Origin of the sequence: Micromonospora sp. NPDC048930, from assembly GCF_043197935.1 — a bacterium.
Lineage (GTDB): Bacteria > Actinomycetota > Actinomycetes > Mycobacteriales > Micromonosporaceae > Micromonospora.
Genome location: NZ_JBICUB010000028.1, coordinates 40,479 through 58,780, shown reverse-complemented (window position 1 = coordinate 58,780; position 18,302 = coordinate 40,479). Strand labels below are relative to the sequence as shown.

Below are 18,302 nucleotides of genomic sequence, written 5' to 3'. Positions count from 1 at the left end.
TCTTCCGTGTACTTCGATGGACGCCCCAACGGGGACACCCCTTCCTCTGGACCAACGTCCAGTCTCAGGGTGTCCACATCTCAGGGGGAAGCCCAGTGGGCTGTGGGTCGTGTATCGGGTACGGCCGTCCGGACAGCCGGCGTCCGGGTCGCGGCAGTGGTCTTTGCGCTGACGTGGCTGGTCTTTCCCGGTTTCGGCCTGCCCGACCTCGCGGTGACGTGGGACCCGGCCTGGGCGGTGGCGCTGGAGGCCGGCTGGGGACTGCCGTTCACCGTGTTCGTCGCGGCGGCGTTCGTCCGGATCGCCGCGCGGCCCCAGCGGTCAACCCCCGCCGTCGTGCAGTTGCTGTGCGTTGCGGCGGCCCTCGCGGTCTCCGCCGCCGCCTCGCTTGAATGGGCCTTGGTTCTCGTCGCCCTGGCCGTGGCCGGGGAGGCGCTCGTCGTGGCGTTCGCGCCCGGGCGCGAGCCGCTCACGACGGTCGGTGTCCGGATGGACCGGCCGCTGGCAGTCCTGGCCGGGCTCGCCGCGCTGCCCTGGCTGGCGTACGCCCACGCGATGTACGCGGCGAACCGGGTGAGGCTGCCCGAAGACGTGAGTATCGGGATCGATCACTACGCGGTGCAGGGCGCGGTGGGCCTCGTCCTCGTGGTGCTGAGTGGGACGGCAGCGTGCTGGGTGCGGGGCCGGCGGTTCGTCGGGGTCGGGGTCGGGCTTGTGGCCGCCTATCTCGGCCTCGTCTGCCTCGCCTGGCCTGGCACGCCTGGCGGGTTCGGGCCGGTCTGGTCGGCGCTGAGCATGGCCTGGGGCATCGCCTTCGGCACGCTCGCCGCCGTCCGAAGCGCGGGTCCTGGCACCACCCGAGGCGCCGGCCGGGAGGGTGCCACACCGGCGACCGCGCGGGACGCGGAGGCAGCGGGGACCTCCGGTGCCGGAACACTGAGTGGCTGATCCACCCAGAGATCAAGCATGGCATGCATGCCGCCAATGCGGCGAGAATGGACGCGCCGTGATGCGGCGATGCCGCCGTCCGTGTTTGCTGATTGATCGCGAGCGGTCACCGTCGGCAGCTGGCCTGTGTCGAGGGGGAATCCTGAACTGCCGATGAGCGGGCACACTCGCCGCGATGGGCGTGGCTGTCACCCCACTGGATGATCATTGGTCCAGGGATCGGCCAGGCCCGAGGACCGGGCTTCGTCGCAATCCCGATCCCCGGGCTCACCGCCCGCGTCTCCAGTTCACGTCGATGATGCGCAGAGGCGCGTCGTCACACCGCGGCCACTCAAGCCTTGCTCTGACGCGGTGGGTCTCCCTCACTCAGACGTCGTCGAGGGATGGCACCACCTGCCAGCGTCGCGAAGCCACGCGTCTTGTTCAGGGTCGGGCATGAGCTCCCTGACCTCTTGGGCGCATCGGCAAGAGACGGCGATCTTGGCAGCCCACGCCAGCGCCTCCTCGCGTGAGGCCACGTCGACGATCGAGAACCCGCCAATGACGTCCCTGGTCTCCGGGTAAGGGCCGTCGGTGACCATCCCGTCTGTGGCCACAACGCTCGCTCTTTGGCGTTCGAGTCCGGCGCCGAACACCCACACGCCGGCGTTCACTGCCTCCTGGACCACCGCGTGCGAGGCCTTGCCCACGTCGGGCATCTCCTCGTCGGGGATGTGGTCCATCGCGCCGTCATTGAACGAGATCAAGTACCGCGTCATCCCATCGCTCCCTTGTCCCGGCGGCCTTCTCCGGCCGCCGCTCGCCTGTTCCACGATCTACTCGCCCTGAAGGGCGGAGGTTCCCTCCGCGCTGCAGCAGTTGACAACCCCCATGCACCGGTCCGGGGTCAAGGCACTATGGCGGATACCTACGACATTCGCGTGGCCCGGGGCCAGCCCGAAAAGGCCGAGAGCCCAGCACCTCAGTCCGCCCGAGCCCACAGGCCACGGCCAGGACCGCCTCGGCCGGGCGTACCGGACCGGCCGGTGCGAGCGCGCCGCCGACCGCGCAGGGCCGCCGCGGCGGCGGACCCGGGAGGACAACGGGGAACGGCTGCAGACTCCAGCGTGACCAACTCGCATCCCCAAGCCAGCTCTTCGGAGAAGTCACTTCCCGGACCCGCCGACACCCAGCCCGCTCGCGACGGTGTCATGACACAGAGGGGAGCCATATGTGTGCACCTGATCAAGATGCCACCGGAAGGTGAGCCGTTCGGCTCGTCGAGCAGGAGCCACATTCGGTGTACCGCAAGCCCTGAGCCCGCCCCCAGGAGTCGGGGGCGGGCTCAGACGTCAGCTGGAGCGGTGCCGGATCCACCAGAAGCCGAAGGCGGCCAGCAGGAGGGTGACCCCGAGATACGCCGAGAGCTCGATCCACTGGAACGGCCAGTAGCGGTTGGCCGGCTGGTAGGTGTAACTGAAGTGCAGGTTCTGGCCGGCCATGCAGGCCATGTTCTCGGCCGGCAGGCCCTTCCCGCACGCCACCGCCTGCCGGTTGGTGTACGGGGTGCCGTCGGCGTTGAGCACCTTGGCCTCGTCCGTCAGGGACCAGGCGCCCGCCATGGTGTAGCCCACGATCGTGGCGCCGCGGTCGTTCATGCCGAAGGCGTCCGACCGGCTCATCGCGTCCTCGTCGAACGCCACGGTGCTCGTCACCGACGTCATGAGGTGCTCGCGGACCACATTGGGCACGATCAGTTGGACGACGGCAAACACTGCCAAGGTCAGCGCCATGGCCAGCAGCGTGCGGCGCACGACGAGCCCGATGACGGTGCCGAGGACGAATGCGAAGGCGGCGTAGCCGAGGGGGACGATGTTGCGGGAGGCGAAGTTCAACGCACCGAAACGGTTTCCGATGAACTCGTCGTAGCGGCTCGCGCTCCAGGTGAGTAGGAGGCTGAACAGGCCGGTGACCGCGACGCTGGCGAGTGTGAGGAGCACCAGCTTGGTCGCCAGCCAGCGGGTGCGGGTCACGCTTTGGTTCCAGACCAGGCGGTCGGTCTTCTCCTCCAGCTCCCGGGTGATCAGGGGGGCGCCCCAGAAGATGCCGATGAGGGCGGGGGCGGCGATGAGCAGCACGCCGACGGCCGATAGCTGGCCGCTGTAGGCATCATCGAAGGCGTGCCGCGCGGTGACGCAGTCGCTGGGCTGGCAGCCCAGGACGTCGGTGTAGTCGTCGCGGACACGGGAGCCGAGGTACACCAGGTAGATCGCGACGGCGGCCAGGGCGGCGGCGGCGACCAGGGCCTGGGTGCGGAACTGCCGCCAGGTCAGCCAGATCATGCCGCACCGCCGATCGACGCGACCGCGGCGCGGGTCATGTATGCCATGCCCAGGTCCTCGAGGTCGACCGGCTGCGCGCCCGGCACCGCGGCGTCGCAGCGCACGACGTCCTCGTGAATGCGCTCGGCGCTGGACGGCAGGGCACCGGCCACCCGGTGGTGCACGGCCAACAGGTCAGCGACGTCACCCGCCAGTTGGACCCGGCCCGCGGCCAGCACGATTAGGTGATCGCAGACTTTTTCCAGGTCACCGAGCAAATGTGAGGACAGCACCACGCTGACCCCGAGCTCGGCGACGAAGTCGAGCAGGTCGTGCAGGAACGCGCGGCGCGCCAGCGGGTCCAGCGACGCGACCGGCTCGTCGAGGATGAGCAGCTCGGCGCGCTTGGCGGCGGCGATGGTGAGGGCGAGCTGGGCCCGCTGCCCGCCGGAGAGCCGGCCGGCCTTCTGCGCGGGGTCGAGGCCGAGCCGCTTGACCCGCCGCTCGGCGAGCGGCCGGTCCCAGCGGGGGTTGAGCCGGGCGCCGAGCCGCAGGTGGTCGGCGACCGACAGGCCGCGGTAGACCGGGGCGTCCTGCGCGACGAACCCGACCCTGGCCAACTGGGCCGCGCCGGCTCCTGGGCGGTTGCCGAGCACCTCGATGCTGCCCGTCGTGGGCGCGACTATTCCGCAGGTCAGCCCGAGCAGCGTGGACTTGCCGGCGCCGTTGGGGCCGACCAGGCCGACGATCCGCCCCGCCGGTACGCGCAGGGTGCAGTCGGCCAGGGCGGTCGTGCGGCCGTACCGTTTTCCGAGCCCCCCGGTCTCGATGACCGGTGTCGTTGCTGTCGCCACGATGCGATCCCCTATCTCGAGTAGATATGGCGCCAGTTCTAGCCAGCCGGCGGTCACAGCACGGTCAGCGTCGCTGTGACCGTGGTGTGACGCCGGTGCGGATAATCTCGGCCGATGAGGGTGCTCGTGGTCGAGGATCAGGTGGCGCTCGCCGACTCGGTGGCGCGGGTGCTACGCCGCGAGGGGATGGCGGTCGACGTCGCCTACGACGGCGCCGCCGCGCTGCAGCGCACCGCCGTGCTCGACTACGACGTCGTCGTGCTCGACCGCGACCTGCCCGGCGTGCACGGCGACCAGGTGTGCCGCGCGCTGGTGGCCCGGAAGTCGCCCAGCCGGGTGCTGATGCTGACCGCCTCGGGCACCGTCGCCGAGCGGGTCGAGGGGCTCGGGCTTGGCGCTGACGACTACCTGCCCAAGCCGTTCGCCTACGCCGAGCTGGTGGCCCGGATCCGCGCGGTCGGCCGGCGCTCCCACCCGGCCGCCCCGCCGGTCCTCGTGCACGGCGACCTGCGGCTCGACCCGGCGCAGCGGATCGCCACCCGGGCCGGCGCGCGGCTGGCGCTGAGCCCGAAGGAGTTCGCCGTGCTCGAGCACCTGCTCACCGTCCAGGGCCGGGTGGTCTCCGCGGAGGAACTGCTCGACCGGGTGTGGGACGAGGCCACCGACCCGTTCACCACGACGGTCAAGGCGACGATCAACCGGCTGCGGGCCAAGCTCGGCGACCCGCCGCTGATCGTGACGCTCGCCCGAGCCGGCTACCGGATCTGACATGCGAATCAACCGGCTCAGGTGGCGCCTCACGCTGCTGTACTGCGCGGCGTCGATCGCCTCCGGCGTCGTGCTGCTGCTCATCATCGTGGTGCTGTCCCGCAGCCTGCCACCGGCCGACGCGCCCGCGCCCCAGGGCGTCCCCGTCGGGCCGGGTCGAGGCCGCCTACCCGTCGCCGTGCCGGTCGAGCTCGAGAGCTATCGGTCGAACATTCTGGTCCTGCCGGGCATCGCGCTGGCCATCATGGCCGTGCTCTCGCTCGCGGTGGGCTGGGTGATCGCCGGCCGGATGCTGCGCCCCGTGCGCACGATGACCGAGCGCCTTCAGCAGATATCGGGCCGCAACGTGCACGAGCGGCTCGCGGTGGCGGGCCCCCGCGACGAGCTCAAGGACCTCGCGGACACCGTCGACGGGCTGCTCGGCCGCCTGGAGACCGCACTGGACGGGCACAAGCGGTTCGTCGCCAACGCCGCGCACGAGTTGCGCACGCCGCTGACGGTCGAGCATGCCCTGCTCGAGGAGCCGCTCATCGACCCGGACGCGACCGTCGAGGCGTACCGCGCCAACTTCGAACGCCTGATCGCGGTCAACCGGGAACGGAGCCGGCTGCTGGAGTCGCTGCTGACACTGGCCGGCAGCGAGCACGGCCGGGGTCGGGCGGAGCCGGTGGACCTCGCCGGGCTGGCCGAGCAGGCGGTACGCGACCGGGCGGCCGAGTTCGACCGGCACGGGCTGCGGGTGAAGACGATGATCCGGCCGGCCCGGCTGCTCGGCGATCCGGCGTTGATCGGGCGGCTGGTGGCCAACCTGTGCGACAACGCCGTGCACCACAACACCCCCGGCGGGGTGGTCGAGGTGGCCACCCGCCTCGCCGCCGGCCAGGCGCTCCTGGTCGTCACCAATACCGGTCCGGTCGTACCACCTGAGGATGTGGACCGGCTGTTCGAGCCCTTCCAACGCATGCGGCGCGTGGCCGACGACACCCACCACGGGCTGGGCCTGTCGATCGTGCGGGCGATCGCCGTCGCCCACGGCGCCGTGCTCACGGCCCACGCGCATACCGAGGGCGGGCTCACCGTCCAGATCAGCTTCCCCGCTGTGTCGTGATCCGGCGGTACGTGCTGCTGCGTAAGCACCGGGTCGACAGCGGAGCAGTTCGACGCGATGCAGGCCCAGACCTGGCCACCACACGACACACGCAATTCGGCAGGACCGCGCCCGCTGCCCGGCCCTTCGTGACGCACTGCGGCGCCCGGTCAGCGGCTTGACTGGGCGGCGCTAGCCGGCTTCGACGAGTCTGGCGAGGTTCGCCAAGGCGATCCGCGTACCTGTCTCGTTGTCTTCGGCCGGGATCGCGTCGGGAATTCCGTCGTGCACGACGACGACTTCGGTGCCGCCGTCCACGTCGGTGAGCGTCGTGGTCATGGTCATCGCGCCGCGAAGCGCGGGATCGTCGGTCTCGAACTCGACGACCTCGACCACCTGCTGGTCGGGCACGATCTTGACGAAGTGGCCGTGGTAGCTGTCGGTGTGTGCCGTCGACTTGCCAGTATTGTCCGGCGCCTCGTAGGTGAGCGAGACGCGCAATGCGCCGCCCTCGCGCGCGTCGAACTCGTGCACGTGGCCGCTCATGCCGGTGGGCACCCGCCACTTGGCGACCGCAGCCGGGTCCAGCAGTGCCCGATAGACGGCCGAGCGCGGTGCCTTGACGAGTTGGGATACCCGGGTTGAGTACATAGAGTGAATCTAATGTCCAGCCCCCGGGATGGCATCGAGGCGCACTCACATCGGCAGGACCGCGGGTCGAGCGCCGCGACGTCCCATCACTCAACGTGACGCACGGTCGGCGGCATCCCGGCGGTGTGGCTGGAACGCCGCGAGCCGCCGCGCGGCCGCCGACACAGCGTGCGGGCCCGTAGCTCCATGCACGCTACGGAAGCTCATCGCTGCGGGGCGGCCGTACCACGTCCACGTACCGCCGGTGGCTCGCCCCGTAGATGGCGAAGTTGAGTTGGGCATCGCTCAGACTGACCTCCCCATTGGGGCCACCGGCCACCGTGCCGCCGTCTGCATCGCTCTGTCCGTCATCTGTCCAGAAGCAGACCGGGCAGGTAGCGCACCCGGTCCGATAGCCACAGCAGGGACACCGGCTGACGGAGTGGTAGATCACACCGGCAAGCCTTCCATGACAACCCATCAATAGGCAGCCCGGCGGACTGCAATTTCTTGAACGATATGGCGCCGGCGATAACCGGGGTCATCCCTGCGGCCGTCCACGCCGCGACCGGAGCGACCCCCGGGAACGCGTGTGCAGGTCGTGGTAGGCAGACGTTCAGGTCGCACGGAGCTGGATCTCGCGTCCGTGCCACCTGGAGCGCAGCCACCGGTCGTGGCTGGCGACCACGACGGCGCCGGGGCTGCCGCCGAGGGCGTCCTCCAGTTCGTCGCAGAGTCGGGGCGAGAGGTGGTTGGTGGGCTCGTCGAGCAGCAGCAGGTCGGGTGGGTCGGCCACCAACAGTGCCAGGGCGAGCCGGCGTCGCTGGCCGACCGACAGCTCGCCGATCGGCCGGCGCGCGTCGTGGGCGGTGAGCAGGCCGAGGTCGTCCAGCGGTACGGCGTCGGCGCGCACATCACCCAGGACGTCGGCGTAGATCTCCTCGGCGGTGCGCTCGGGCCGGTCGAACACAGTGTCCTGTGTCAGTACACCGATGCGCAGATCGGGGCGGCGCCGGACGTGACTGCCCGGGTCCAGCCAGCCGGCGAGGACGGCGAGGAGCGTCGATTTGCCCGCACCGTTGGCGCCAGTGACCAGCAGCCGATCGGTGGCGGTGAGGTCGAGACGGTCGAGGGTGAGTCGGCCGGGTATCCGCACGTGACGCAGGCTGACGAGGGTTCCGTCGGCGGTGGCGGTGGCGAGCGCGGTGGCGCGGAACCGCAGCGGTTCGGGCGGTGCCGGGACGGCGGCGCGTTCGAGGTCGTCGAGCCGGCGGCCGGCGGCGCGTACCCGTCGGGCGATCTGGTTCTGCACCCGGCCGGCGGTGTGGCCGTATCCCATCTTCTCGTTGTCGCGCCGGTCCCGGCCCGGCGCGACCTCGTGCGCGGTCACCGCGAGCTGCCGGCGCAGCTCGGCCAGTTCCTCCTGCTGTTCGGCGTGGCGTCGCTGCCAGCGCTCCCGCTCGTTGCGCTGGTGAGCCAGATAGTCGCGGTAGGTCCCGCCGAAGCGGACCGGGCCGGAGACAGCGGGGTCGAGGTCGATCAGGTCGGTGCAGACCGCGTCGAGGAAGGCCCGGTCGTGGCTGGCTACGACGACGACTCCGGGCAGGTCGCGCAACTGCTGTTCGAGAAAGGCCGCTGCGGCGTCGTCGAGGTGGTTGGTGGGTTCGTCGAGCAGCAGCGCCGAGGGCAGGCGGATGAGCAGGGCGGCGAGCGCGAGCCGGCCGCGTTGGCCGCCGGAGAGCGCGGCGAGCGCCCGCTCCGGTGCCACATCGCCGAGACCGAGTGCCGCGAGGACCATGCCGGCGCGTCGCTCGGCGCCCCAGGCGTCGATGTCCCGCGCGCGGTCGAGCAGATCGCCGTAGTCGGCGAGCAGCCACTCGTGGTCGGGTGTGTCGTCGGCGGTGCGGGCGAGCTGATCGGCGAGTCGATCGAGGTCGGTGAGGAGGGCACGGGCCTCGCGCAGGGCTTCGTCGCGCACGTCCGCCACGGTCGCGGTCGCGTCGTAGGGGGCTTCCTGCGGCAGGTATCCGAGGTCCGGTGGGCGAACGACGGTGCCGGCGTCTGGTTCGTCCGCACCGGCGAGCAGGCGGAGCAGGGTGGACTTGCCGGCGCCGTTCTCGCCGATCAGGCCGATCCGGCGGCCGGGGGCCGCGGTGAGGGAGACGCCGTCCAGCACCCGGCGGCTGCCGAGGGTATGGACGAGGTCGTGAGCGAGCAGTGCCTCGGGCATGGCGGGTCACCTTCGGGGTGCCCCGGGCCACGGGCCGGCAGGACCCGTGGCCCGAAGCGGGCGGAGTCGGTGGTCAGGCGCGGTCGGGTGCGGGGATTTCGCGCAGGTGGCCATCGTCGAGGCGGAGCCACCGCTGCACACCGATGTCGGTGAGGAACCGTTCGTCGTGGCTGACCACCACGAACGCACCCCGGTAGGCGGTGAGGGCGCTCTCCAGTTGGCTCACGCTGACCAGGTCGAGGTTGTTGGTGGGTTCGTCGAGCAGCAGCAGGTGGGGTGCCGGCTGGGCATAGAGGACGCAGGCGAGGGTGGCGCGCAGCCGTTCGCCGCCGGAGAGCACGCCGACGGGAAGGTGGGCTCGGGCGCCGCGGAACAGGAACCGGGCGAGCAGGTTCATCCGTTCGGCCTGCGGCCGGTCAGGAGCGTACGCGGCGAAGTTCTCCGCGACCGTCCGGTCGAGATCCAGCAGGTCCAGGCGTTGCGACAGGTACGCGACGCGACCGTCGGCGCGGTGCACCTGCCCGGCGTCCGGGTCGAGGTCACCCTGCAACAGGCGCAGCATGGTGGACTTGCCGGCGCCGTTGGGGCCGGTCAGCGCGATCCGCTCCGGTCCCCGGATGGTCAGGTCGGCGCCGTCGCCGGCGAAGACGGCCCGGTCGCCGTGGTAGACCTGCATACGCTCGCCTGCGACCACGGTGCGGCCGGCGGGAACGGTGGTGTCGGGCAGGTCCAGGGTCAGCACCTGGTCGTCGCGTAGCGTCCGACTGGCCTCGTCGAGCCGGGTCTGGGCCTCGCTGACCCGGTTGGCGTGCGCCTGCTGTGCCCGGCCGGCGGACTCCTGGGCGCTGCGCTTGAGCCCACCGGCGACGATCCGGGCCAGACCGGCGTTGCCGAGGTTGCGGGCGGCGTTGCTGGCGCGGCGTTCGGCCCGCTCCCGGGCCTGCTGCATCTCCCGCTTCTCCCGCTTCACGTCCTGCTCGGCGCTGCGTACGCTCCGCTCCGCCGCCTCGCGTGCCACGCGCGCCGCCTCCTCGTACGCGGTGAAGTTCCCGCCGAACAGGCGCACCTCACCACGGTCGAGCTCGGCGATGCGGTCCATCAGGTCCAACAGGACCCGGTCATGGCTGACCACCAGCAGACACCCGGACCAGCCCTCCAGCACCGCGTACAGCCGGTGCCGCGCGTCGATGTCGAGGTTGTTGGTCGGCTCGTCCAGCAGCAGCACGTCCGGACGCCTGAGCAGCTGCGCCGCCAGGCCGAGCGATACCACCTGCCCGCCACTGAGAGTACGCAGGCGGCGGTCCAACCCCACGTCACCGAGGCCCAGCCGGTCAAGCTCGGCGCGGCTGCGCTCCTCCACGTCCCAGTCATCCCCGACGGCCGTGAAGTGCTCCTCCGCCGCGTCACCCGCCTCGATGGCACGCAGTGCCGCGAGGACCGCATCGATCCCTAGCACCTGCGCGACGGTCAGGTCACCGGCGAAGGGCAGGTCCTGCGGCAGGTAGCCGAGCACACCCTCGACCGTCACGCCGCCACCGGTCGGGGTGAGGTCGCCCGCGATCACACGAAGCAGGGTCGTCTTGCCGGCGCCGTTGGGCGCGACGAGGCCCGTGCGGCCGGGCGGCACGCTGAAGGACAGATCCCGGAAGACCGGAGTGTCGTCCGGCCAGGAAAAGGACAGGTTGGTACAAACGATGCAGACGTCAGACATCGGGAGACACCCTCGAAGAGAGAGCCGGGGTACGCGACAGACGCCCCGGTCGGGCAGACAGGTCTACGACAAGGCAGGCCACCGTCGGCGCAGGCCGGCAGGCGGCCGGGGCCGCTCACCCCGAGATGTCGTCGTCCCCCGTCACCATGATCCGCTCCCTCGCACCCTCATCGCGGTCTCCGCCGCGCAGCAACAGCCTAACAACTTCCGGCGTGCCACCGGCACCGCAACCGCCTCGCGCTTCGGGTGACCGACGGGCTGAGCTCGCCGCAACCGTCGACCAGCCGGAACACACGCCGCCGTCCTGCCACCAGTCGAGCCGACCCCCACCTTCTCTGGCGTAACGCCGACGCCCCACCCCGACATCCCGGCAGCGTGAGCGCCGACCTGGACCGCAGCATGGCACAGGTGGCGATCATGTTGTTGGTTCGGGGTCACCACGGCAGGTGACACCGCCACAACAGGATGCGCTCCCAAAACGGATCCAGTCCTGGTCGGCGTGGGTTTCCGTCGGGCTCCGCGCGCCAACTTTGGCGCCATGGTGCGGTGTCCGAGAATGCGACATTGCCCCATTCCCGTTCCACCAACTCCCGGAAGGCCGCGCGCACGGCGTCGTCGGTGAGGTCGACCTTGTACTCCCGCGGCCCCCGGACGTCGTCGTTCGACACCGAGTACGGGTACTCGGCCTGGCCAAGGGCGACCAGCGCCTGCCACAAGAAGGTGGTCCAGCGGCTCATCTCGCCACTCCTCTGTTCGGTCGGTTTCTCTTCAGCCGACGAAGTCCATCGCCCTGCTGTCGTCCTCGGGCAGCACTCCTGCAGGTGGGCGGTGGACGCCCTCGATCGCCGGAAGCAACGGCACGACCGAGCGGCACCCGCCCCGGGTGGCCCAGGTCGTTCGGGGCGTACTCGACCCGGGGCGGGTGCGGCATGGCGCAGGCTGCGCTCGAGGAATCCGGCGGATTCCTCAGCGGCCGGGAAGGCGTTCGGTGATCTCCTGCAGCAGGAAGCCGTTGCCGTCAGGGTCGCTGAACGACGCGAACGAGCCGTACGAGCGCCGGCCGGGGTACAGCCCGGGCACCCGCTTCTCGGTCCCCGCGTGGTGGAAGACGCCGCCCTCGTCGTGGAAGATCTCGCTCACCTCGACGCCGTGACCGATCAGCTCGGCCCGCGCCTGCTCGATGTCGCTCACGATGAGGTGCAGGTTCTGCACCGAGCCCGGCTCCGCGGTGCTGATCCCCTTGCCGACCACGATCGAGCACTGCGAGCCGGGCGGGGTGAAGTGCACGACCCGGAAATCCTCACCGTCGACGTAGTCGAGGTCCTCGCGGAAGCCGATCCGCTTGTAGAAGTCCTTGGCCCGGTCGACATCCGCCACCGGTAGCACGATCAGCTCAAGCTTGTACTCCGTCATTGCCCCTCCTCAACGATGCCGGATGCTGTCCGGCGTCCGGCATTCACGATCGCGTGCGGGGCGATGCCGTCGCCCCAGGGAAACACCCTGGCGACGACCCTGGGGCACCGGTCCGACGCCGCGGGCAAGTCGCGGCGTGAGCAGATGCCGCCGCTCCGTGAAGACCTTGTACCGGTGCCGTCGACGGCACGCGGGCTGGCGAACAACGTGGCGCCGATCTCGGGGTTTGATCCGCCCGGCGAGGCCAACCGGGCGCGCGGGATGCGGGATGTGCCGGCAGGCCCCGAACCCGTCGCTCGCCGATTAGCCGCGCTGGGATGCGCCTCCGCGAGGAACCGCTTCCGATGTCCGGTGCGGACCGGCACACGAACGCGGAGGCACTCACCCGTATCGAGTCGACTCGTGCGGCCCCCGGACACATACTCAGCCGCACCCCAGGTGGCGCCGCGGCGCGCCACGCCCCACGTCAACGCCGATCAGAAACCGTCGACTTCGAGGACTGCCGCCGCGAACGCTTCGGGGGCCTCCTGTGGCACGTTGTGACCGACGCCCTTCAACGTCCGATGAGCGTACGGGCCCGAGAACTTGTCGCGATAGTTCGCGCCGTCTCCCGCAGGCGTGAAGGGATCCACCTCGCCATCAAGCGTGACCGTGGGCACTCCGATGACCGGACCTTCGGCAAGTCTCTCTTCGAGGCGGTCGTATCGCGGGTCACCCTTGGCCAGGCCCAGACGCCAGCGGTAATTGTGGATCACGATGCTGGTGTAATCCGGGTTGTCGAACGCCCTCGCGGTCCGATCGAACGTCGCATCATCGAAATCCCAGGTCGGCGAGTTGAACGTCCAGACCAGCTTCGCCAACTCGTCCGGATACGCCTCGAGGCCCAGTCGACCCCTCTCGGTGGTGAAGTAGTACTGGTACCACCAGGCGAACTCGGACTTCGGCGGCAGCGGCGTCTTGTTCATCTCGCGGTTGGTGATCAGATAGCCGGTCACGGAGACCAGGGCCTTGCAACGGTCTGGCCAGAGCGCCGCGATGATGTCGGCCGTCCGGGATCCCCAGTCGAAGCCGGCGAGAACAGCCTTGTTGATCTTGAGTGCGTCCATCAAGGCGATGATGTCGAGAGCGACCACCACCTGCTGGGCATTCCGGAACGTCCTGCTCGACAGGAAGCGCGTCGTACCGTGGCCGCGCAGATACGGGACGATCACCCGGTAGCCCTCCGCCGCCAGCAAAGGCGCGACGTCGACGAAACTGTGAATGTCGTAGGGCCAACCGTGCAGCAGGATGGCCACGGGGCCGTCGGCGGGGCCGACTTCGGCATAGCCGATTCTCAGGACGCCGGCATCGACATACCTCAGCGGTCCGAAGGACCTGGCCGTCCCCGGACTTTTCGAGGACAGCCGCGCCCCGTTTCTTCCGTCGGGCGTGGCCGCCGAGGCGGGCGCCGAGGACGAGGGCCAAATGCCCAGCGAGGCTGCGGCGGCCCCCGCGCCGACTGCCTTGCCGAAAGTTCGCCTGTTGATCATCTGATGCCTTCCATCGCGAGGGTGTGCCGGCTGCGTGCCGGCCTGGCAGTGGCCGGCACGCAGCCGTTGTGGACGGTCAGTCTGGTGGCGCGGCGGCCCCGGCGAGAGTTCCGTGGCCGCCGCGTCGTGTGGATGTGGTCAGGCGGCGACGCAGCGGTAGTTCGCGGCCGAGGCAGGGTCGCCGTGGCCGGTGTAGCGGGCCACCATCGGGTAGCGGCAGATGTTGCGGGTGACGCTGCCGTCGGGGGTGGCGGCGGCGAGGGTGGCCGGGGCCTGGCCCTTCTCCACCCAGTTGACCAGCGCGCCCAGGTCGTCCGTGGGCTGTGGGCCGGTGCCGCCGCCGCAGTGGTTCACGCCCGGGAGCAGGAACAGACGGTAGAAGTCGTCGACCCGCTCGTTGCCGCCGAGGGTGCGGTTGACCCGCTCGCGGTAGTCGACAGTGCCCTGGGTGGGCACCAGTTCGTCGGTCTGGCCGTGCCAGCTGAGCAGCTTGCCGCCGGCCTTGGCGAACGCGGACAGGTTCGGGTCGTCGGTCCCGATGATGTCGTTGAACTCCTGCTGCGACGCGCGGAAGATCTGGTCGAACGACTTGTAGGTCAGCTTCGTGGTGTCGAACGACGGGTTCTGCGTCACGAAGTACCTGACCCAACTGTCAGCGACGAAGAAGGGCGCGCCGGGGGCGGCCAGGGCGGCGAGGCTCGCGCTCTTGTTCGGCCCGTACCAGAGCTTCTTGCCGGTCGGGGAGACCGGGCCGGCCCAGATCTTGCGCACCGCGTCGGCGGTGGCGTAGGAGATCGTGATCTCCTTGCCGTCGCAGACGACCGTGGTGCCGGCCAGCCGCCGGGCGTCCCAGTGGCAGTCCTGCGGGTTGTCGATGATGCCGTCCTTGACCCCGTCGAGGGTGTCACAGGCCTCGACCGCGGCGGTGTTGAAGGCCTCCAGCTCACACTGGGTGGGCGCGACCTTCTCCTCGCTGAAGACGGCCTGCGACCAGAGCGTCGCGACCGCGAACCGGTCCCAGTTGATCGCCGGCGCCTTGGCCAGGATTCCGTCGAAGTCCGTCGGGTAATCCTGGGCCTCCTCGTAACCCTGGCGGCCGCCGGTGGAGCAGCCGTTCCAGTACGAGTGGGACACCGGGTTGCCGTAGAACTTCTTGGCCACGTCCTTGCCGATGACGGCCATGTCGTGCAGCGAGCGGGAGGCGAAGTTCTGCAGCAGCGGGGTGTTGACCTCGCCGGCCGGGGTGAGTGCCCAGCCGCTGACGTCGATCGGGTTCGTGCCGACACCGGCGTCGGTGGCCGCGGCGACGTAGCCGGCCTTCACCGCGGCGACCAGCGGGGATCCGAAGTCACCGGCGAGGTAGGCGCTGCCGCCGGTGGCCTGGAACCGTCCGGTCCACTTTTCCGGGTCCTGGGGCAGCGAGACTTTGATGTTGACGTGGTCGTCCGCTCCCGGGTGGGTCACCGTGACCGTGATGTCACACCAGGCCGGCACGTCGGTGAGCGTCTCCTCGACGGGGTTCAGCGGAGGAGCGGCGGGGAACGTGACAGTTCCGCTGGCGTTGGCGACCGCGTTCACCGCTTCCACTGTGGTGCCGGAGGGCGCGGAGACGGGAATGACGGCACAGGTCGTGGCGGCTACGGGGCCGCTGTCGCTGTCGGCGGCGTTGGCGACCATCGGCACCAGCGCCGCCGACAGCGGCACTGCCGCCGCCATCAGCAAGATCAGTTGTCGTTTCATGCCCATCACCCTCACCTGGGACACACGGGCAGCGCCCCAGGGAGACACCCTGGGGTGAACCCTGGCCGGGGCACGGGAACCGAAACCGGCGATGGGCCTGGTCGCCCTCGCGCTGTCCGTGGTGGTCCCGCGATCGGTCGGTGATGCCGTCCGACATCTGGCGCTCACGATCGCGTGCGGAATCCGACCCCAGGGTGACACCCCGGGCACCGCCCCAGGGTCACCGGTCGCGAAGGGCGGAGGCCAGCTCGCGGCGCGAGCTGATACCGAGTTTGGTGAAGATCTTGCGCAGGTGCCACTCGACGGTACGCGGACTGAGGAACAGCACGGCGCCGATCTCCGGATTGGTACGACCCGCCACGGCCAGCCGCGCGATCTGCGCCTCCTGCGGGGTGAGCTCCTCACGTACCCCCGGGGCCCGCTTGCGCACCGTCTCGCCAGTGGCGGCGAGCTCTCGCCCGGCGCGCTCGGCGAAGCCTTCGGCACCCATGGCGGTGAACGCCTCGTGCGCGGCGCGCAGCTGGTCCCGCGCGTCGCCGCGCCGGTTCTCGCGGCGCAGCCACTCGCCGTAGAGCAGGCGAGCGCGCGCCAGTTGCAGGCCGAGCCGGGTCGCGGCGAACTGCTCGATCGCCTCGCGGTAGTACTCCTCGACCGGCCCGACCGGGCCGGCGAGCGCGTCCGCGAGGGCCTGGGCGCCGCGCGCCCAGCTCGTGTCGACGACACGCGTCCGGGCGGCGAGGCGATCACGTGCCTCGGCCGCGACGGTGTGCGCCCCGGCGCGTGCGGCAGCTTCGATCAGCTCCCCGAGCGTCCACTGCAGGACGGCGAGGTCGTCGTACCGAGCCGCCTCGAGGGCTGCCTCCAGCGCGGCCGGGTACTGGCCGAGCCCGTTGAACAGCACCGCTCTGCTGTATCCGGCGACGGCGAGCAACCACCCCAGGCCACCCGCTTCAGCATCCCTGACCAGAGCCTCGTTGAGTTCGAGCGCGGGCTCCTGGCGTCCGCGATGTGCGGCCAGGATGACCGCGGTGGCCGGGTGTGGGGACGAGCGGGTGACGTTCCCGAGGGCCTCGGCCTCGTCGAGCAGGTCCGACGCGTCGGCGAAGCGGCCGCCGTAGATCAGCGCGGTGGCGCGGAAGGTCAGCGCGGTCGGCAGGAGGGACAGCGTGCCGGTCTCGCGGGCGTACCCGACGGCCCGTTCGGTCCTGGTGAAAAATGCCACGTCGTCCCAGACCTCGTGCACCACAGCCCCGCTCAGCCAGGCCAGGTCCACATCGTTGTCTGGAGTGATCGCGGCCAGGGCACGGGCGAACAGCGGCACCGCCGCCGCGTGCCCCTCCAGGCTCCACGCCGTCAATCCGGCGAGGAGCAGGCCGGCCGGCTCCTCGCCCGCGGGAACGCCGCGGGCGGCCTCGGCCGCCCGGCGCAGGTCGGCGCCGCCGAGCCGCCCCGCGTTCACGGCCGCGCCGATCGCCGCCAGGTAGGTTTCGCGGGCCGCGGCGGGATCCAGCGTCTCCAGGCGGCGTGCGGCCGCCAGCAGCGGCGGACCCGCTGCCCGTCCGGCGTTGAGCGCGAACGCGACCTTGGCGCGCAGCCGTTCCACTCCGGCCTGCTTCACCGGGTCGAGCGGACCGAGTTCGGCGGCGGCCAGCAAGTCCGGCACCTCGGCGAGGGCTCCGGCGGCGAATCGGGCCACGGCGGCTGCCAGGGTGCGCCCGGCGCGCTTCGCCGGGTCGGGGGTGAGTTCTGCTGCGCGCTCGAGGAAGGCGGCGGCCGCCGCCCGGCCGCCGCGGGCCGTTGCCCGGTCGGCCGACTGCTCCAGTTCGGCGGCGACCTCTTCGTCCGGTCCCAGCGCGGCGTGCGCCCGGTGCCAAGCGCGTCGGTCGGGGTCCTGCTCCGGGTCGGTCACCTCGGCGAGCGCCCGGTGCACTGCACGCAGTTCGGCGGGCTCGGCGGAACGCCGGCTGGCCGAGCGGACCAGCGGGTGTCGAAACCGCACCCGGGCCCCGATCTCGATCAGGCCCGCGGCCTCGGCGGGTGCGGCGTCCATCCCGACACCCAACCGCTCGAGCGCGCGCCAGAGTAGCGGCACATCGCCGACCGGTTCGACGGCGGCGGTGAGCAGCAGCGTGCGGGTGTCCGCCGGCAACGCGGCGATGCGCCGCTGGAAGCCCTCCTCGACCCGGCTCACCAGCGGCGTCGCGCTCTGCCCGCCGAACCCGAACGCCAGTTCCGCTTGCGTGAGACCGCGCGGCAGCTCGAGCAGGGCGAGCGGATTGCCGCGCGTCTCGGCGACGATCCGGTCACGCACCCGGGCATCCACCGGCCCGGGCAGCACCGAGTCCAGCAGGGCCCGCGCGTCCGCGTCCGGCAACCCCTCGACGTGCAGCGCCGGCAGCCCGTCGAGGATCCGTTCGTCACCGGGGCTGCGCGCACCGAAGACCAGCGCGACCGACTCGGCATCCAGCCGCCGGGCGACGAAGGTGAGGATCACCACCGACATCCGGTCCAGCCACTGCACGTCGTCCACGACACAGATCAAGGGCTGCTCCGACGCGGCCTCGGCGAGCAGCCCGAGCACGGCCAGCCCGATGAGCAGCGCCTCCGGCGGGTCGCCGGCGCTCAGCCCGAGAGCGGTGGCGAGCGCGACGCGCTGCGGCTCGGACAGCCGGTCGAGGTGGCCCAGCAGCGGCGCGCAGAGTTGCTGCAGGCCGGAGTACGCGATCTCGGACTCCGGCTCCACTCCGGCCGCCCGTATCACGCGACCAGCTGAAGCGTGCTCGGTCAGGTAGTCCAGCAGGACCGTCTTGCCCGCTCCGGCCTCGCCGCGCAGCACGAGCACTCGGCTCTGCCCGGCGCGGACGTCACGCACCAGCCGGTCGAGCGCCTCCTGCTCGCGTCGCCGCCCCCGCAGCGCAGGGGTCACGGTGTTGATCGGCACGTCAGCCGACGTTACAGCGCTCCTGATCTCCACCGAGTGGACAAGTGGGCCAGATCTCGTGACGTGCCGGTAACTGCATGCCGACGCGAATGGGACATGATGGCCGCCCCTGGCTGACGCCGGCCTTTGTCGCTGCTCAGAGCGGTTGGCA

The 18,302-nt window shown here is 70.9% G+C and carries 15 protein-coding genes; 3 read left to right on the top strand and 12 right to left on the bottom strand.

Annotated elements, in window-relative coordinates; genetic code table 11:
• The first annotated feature begins 156 nt into the window (after positions 1 to 156).
• Entirely contained in the window at positions 157 to 948 is a 792-nt protein-coding gene (locus ACGFI9_RS36235; protein ID WP_393185440.1) for a hypothetical protein, read from the top strand.
• Between the two features lie 362 nt (positions 949 to 1,310).
• On the opposite strand, the gene ACGFI9_RS36230 is transcribed toward ACGFI9_RS36235, so the two are convergent.
• The 3 genes from ACGFI9_RS36230 to ACGFI9_RS36220 form a co-directional block, all read right to left on the bottom strand.
• Positions 1,311 to 1,706: a YciI family protein gene (locus ACGFI9_RS36230; protein WP_393185438.1), complete on the bottom strand. Its 396-nt coding sequence runs from the start codon at positions 1,704 to 1,706 to the stop codon at positions 1,311 to 1,313.
• 573 nt (positions 1,707 to 2,279) lie between these two features.
• Complete coding sequence (locus ACGFI9_RS36225) at positions 2,280 to 3,269, bottom strand: ABC transporter permease subunit (protein WP_393185436.1); 990 nt, start codon at positions 3,267 to 3,269, stop codon at positions 2,280 to 2,282.
• Positions 3,266 to 4,105: an ABC transporter ATP-binding protein gene (locus tag ACGFI9_RS36220; RefSeq protein WP_393185443.1), complete on the bottom strand. Its 840-nt coding sequence runs from the start codon at positions 4,103 to 4,105 to the stop codon at positions 3,266 to 3,268. The genes ACGFI9_RS36225 and ACGFI9_RS36220 overlap by 4 nt, the downstream gene beginning before the upstream one ends.
• Before the next feature lie 111 nt (positions 4,106 to 4,216).
• Here ACGFI9_RS36220 and ACGFI9_RS36215 point away from each other — a divergent pair, with 111 nt between their 5' ends.
• Together ACGFI9_RS36215 and ACGFI9_RS36210 are read left to right on the top strand one after the other, a co-directional pair.
• Complete coding sequence (locus ACGFI9_RS36215) at positions 4,217 to 4,870, top strand: response regulator transcription factor (protein ID WP_393185435.1); 654 nt, start codon at positions 4,217 to 4,219, stop codon at positions 4,868 to 4,870.
• Position 4,871: 1 nt separating this feature from the next.
• Positions 4,872 to 5,978 carry a sensor histidine kinase gene (locus ACGFI9_RS36210; RefSeq protein ID WP_393185433.1) on the top strand — a complete coding sequence of 369 codons (1,107 nt, stop codon included), beginning with the start codon at positions 4,872 to 4,874 and terminating at the stop codon, positions 5,976 to 5,978.
• A 171-nt stretch (positions 5,979 to 6,149) separates the two neighbouring features.
• On the opposite strand, the gene ACGFI9_RS36205 is transcribed toward ACGFI9_RS36210, so the two are convergent.
• From ACGFI9_RS36205 to ACGFI9_RS36165, 9 genes are all read right to left on the bottom strand, one after another.
• Positions 6,150 to 6,608 carry an SRPBCC family protein gene (locus tag ACGFI9_RS36205; RefSeq protein WP_393185431.1) on the bottom strand — a complete coding sequence of 153 codons (459 nt, stop codon included), beginning with the start codon at positions 6,606 to 6,608 and terminating at the stop codon, positions 6,150 to 6,152.
• A 193-nt stretch (positions 6,609 to 6,801) separates the two neighbouring features.
• Positions 6,802 to 7,068: a CPCC family cysteine-rich protein gene (locus ACGFI9_RS36200; protein ID WP_393185429.1), complete on the bottom strand. Its 267-nt coding sequence runs from the start codon at positions 7,066 to 7,068 to the stop codon at positions 6,802 to 6,804.
• Positions 7,069 to 7,203: 135 nt separating this feature from the next.
• Entirely contained in the window at positions 7,204 to 8,817 is a 1,614-nt protein-coding gene (locus tag ACGFI9_RS36195; protein WP_393185427.1) for an ABC-F family ATP-binding cassette domain-containing protein, read from the bottom strand.
• 73 nt (positions 8,818 to 8,890) lie between these two features.
• Positions 8,891 to 10,528 (bottom strand): ribosomal protection-like ABC-F family protein, encoded by a 1,638-nt coding sequence (gene abc-f, locus ACGFI9_RS36190; RefSeq protein WP_393185425.1) that lies wholly within the window; start codon positions 10,526 to 10,528, stop codon positions 8,891 to 8,893.
• 434 nt (positions 10,529 to 10,962) lie between these two features.
• Positions 10,963 to 11,265 (bottom strand): hypothetical protein, encoded by a 303-nt coding sequence (locus ACGFI9_RS36185; protein ID WP_393185424.1) that lies wholly within the window; start codon positions 11,263 to 11,265, stop codon positions 10,963 to 10,965.
• A 229-nt stretch (positions 11,266 to 11,494) separates the two neighbouring features.
• A complete protein-coding gene (locus ACGFI9_RS36180) occupies positions 11,495 to 11,941 on the bottom strand; it encodes a VOC family protein (RefSeq protein WP_393185422.1) in 447 nt (148 codons plus the stop codon).
• A 476-nt stretch (positions 11,942 to 12,417) separates the two neighbouring features.
• Complete coding sequence (locus tag ACGFI9_RS36175) at positions 12,418 to 13,470, bottom strand: alpha/beta fold hydrolase (RefSeq protein WP_393185420.1); 1,053 nt, start codon at positions 13,468 to 13,470, stop codon at positions 12,418 to 12,420.
• 138 nt (positions 13,471 to 13,608) lie between these two features.
• The gene (locus ACGFI9_RS36170; protein ID WP_393185418.1) at positions 13,609 to 15,210 is read right to left on the bottom strand and encodes a tannase/feruloyl esterase family alpha/beta hydrolase; all 1,602 of its coding nucleotides are present in this window, start codon (positions 15,208 to 15,210) and stop codon (positions 13,609 to 13,611) included.
• A gap of 220 nt (positions 15,211 to 15,430) precedes the next feature.
• Entirely contained in the window at positions 15,431 to 18,184 is a 2,754-nt protein-coding gene (locus tag ACGFI9_RS36165) for a BREX system ATP-binding domain-containing protein (RefSeq protein WP_393185417.1), read from the bottom strand.
• Positions 18,185 to 18,302: the final 118 nt, after the last annotated feature.

Bases quoted from the DNA above. Each gene is read 5' to 3' on its own strand.
- ACGFI9_RS36210 (WP_393185433.1), top strand. From the start codon at position 4,872: ATGCGAATCAACCGGCTCAGGTGGCGCCTCACGCTGCTGTACTGCGCG.
- ACGFI9_RS36200 (WP_393185429.1), bottom strand. From the start codon at position 7,068: ATGGGTTGTCATGGAAGGCTTGCCGGTGTGATCTACCACTCCGTCAGC.
- ACGFI9_RS36225 (WP_393185436.1), bottom strand. From the start codon at position 3,269: ATGATCTGGCTGACCTGGCGGCAGTTCCGCACCCAGGCCCTGGTCGCC.
- abc-f (WP_393185425.1), bottom strand. From the start codon at position 10,528: ATGTCTGACGTCTGCATCGTTTGTACCAACCTGTCCTTTTCCTGGCCG.
- ACGFI9_RS36215 (WP_393185435.1), top strand. From the start codon at position 4,217: ATGAGGGTGCTCGTGGTCGAGGATCAGGTGGCGCTCGCCGACTCGGTG.
- ACGFI9_RS36175 (WP_393185420.1), bottom strand. From the start codon at position 13,470: ATGATCAACAGGCGAACTTTCGGCAAGGCAGTCGGCGCGGGGGCCGCC.
- ACGFI9_RS36170 (WP_393185418.1), bottom strand. From the start codon at position 15,210: ATGAAACGACAACTGATCTTGCTGATGGCGGCGGCAGTGCCGCTGTCG.
- ACGFI9_RS36185 (WP_393185424.1), bottom strand. From the start codon at position 11,265: ATGAGCCGCTGGACCACCTTCTTGTGGCAGGCGCTGGTCGCCCTTGGC.
- ACGFI9_RS36180 (WP_393185422.1), bottom strand. From the start codon at position 11,941: ATGACGGAGTACAAGCTTGAGCTGATCGTGCTACCGGTGGCGGATGTC.
- ACGFI9_RS36230 (WP_393185438.1), bottom strand. From the start codon at position 1,706: ATGACGCGGTACTTGATCTCGTTCAATGACGGCGCGATGGACCACATC.
- ACGFI9_RS36205 (WP_393185431.1), bottom strand. From the start codon at position 6,608: ATGTACTCAACCCGGGTATCCCAACTCGTCAAGGCACCGCGCTCGGCC.
- ACGFI9_RS36195 (WP_393185427.1), bottom strand. From the start codon at position 8,817: ATGCCCGAGGCACTGCTCGCTCACGACCTCGTCCATACCCTCGGCAGC.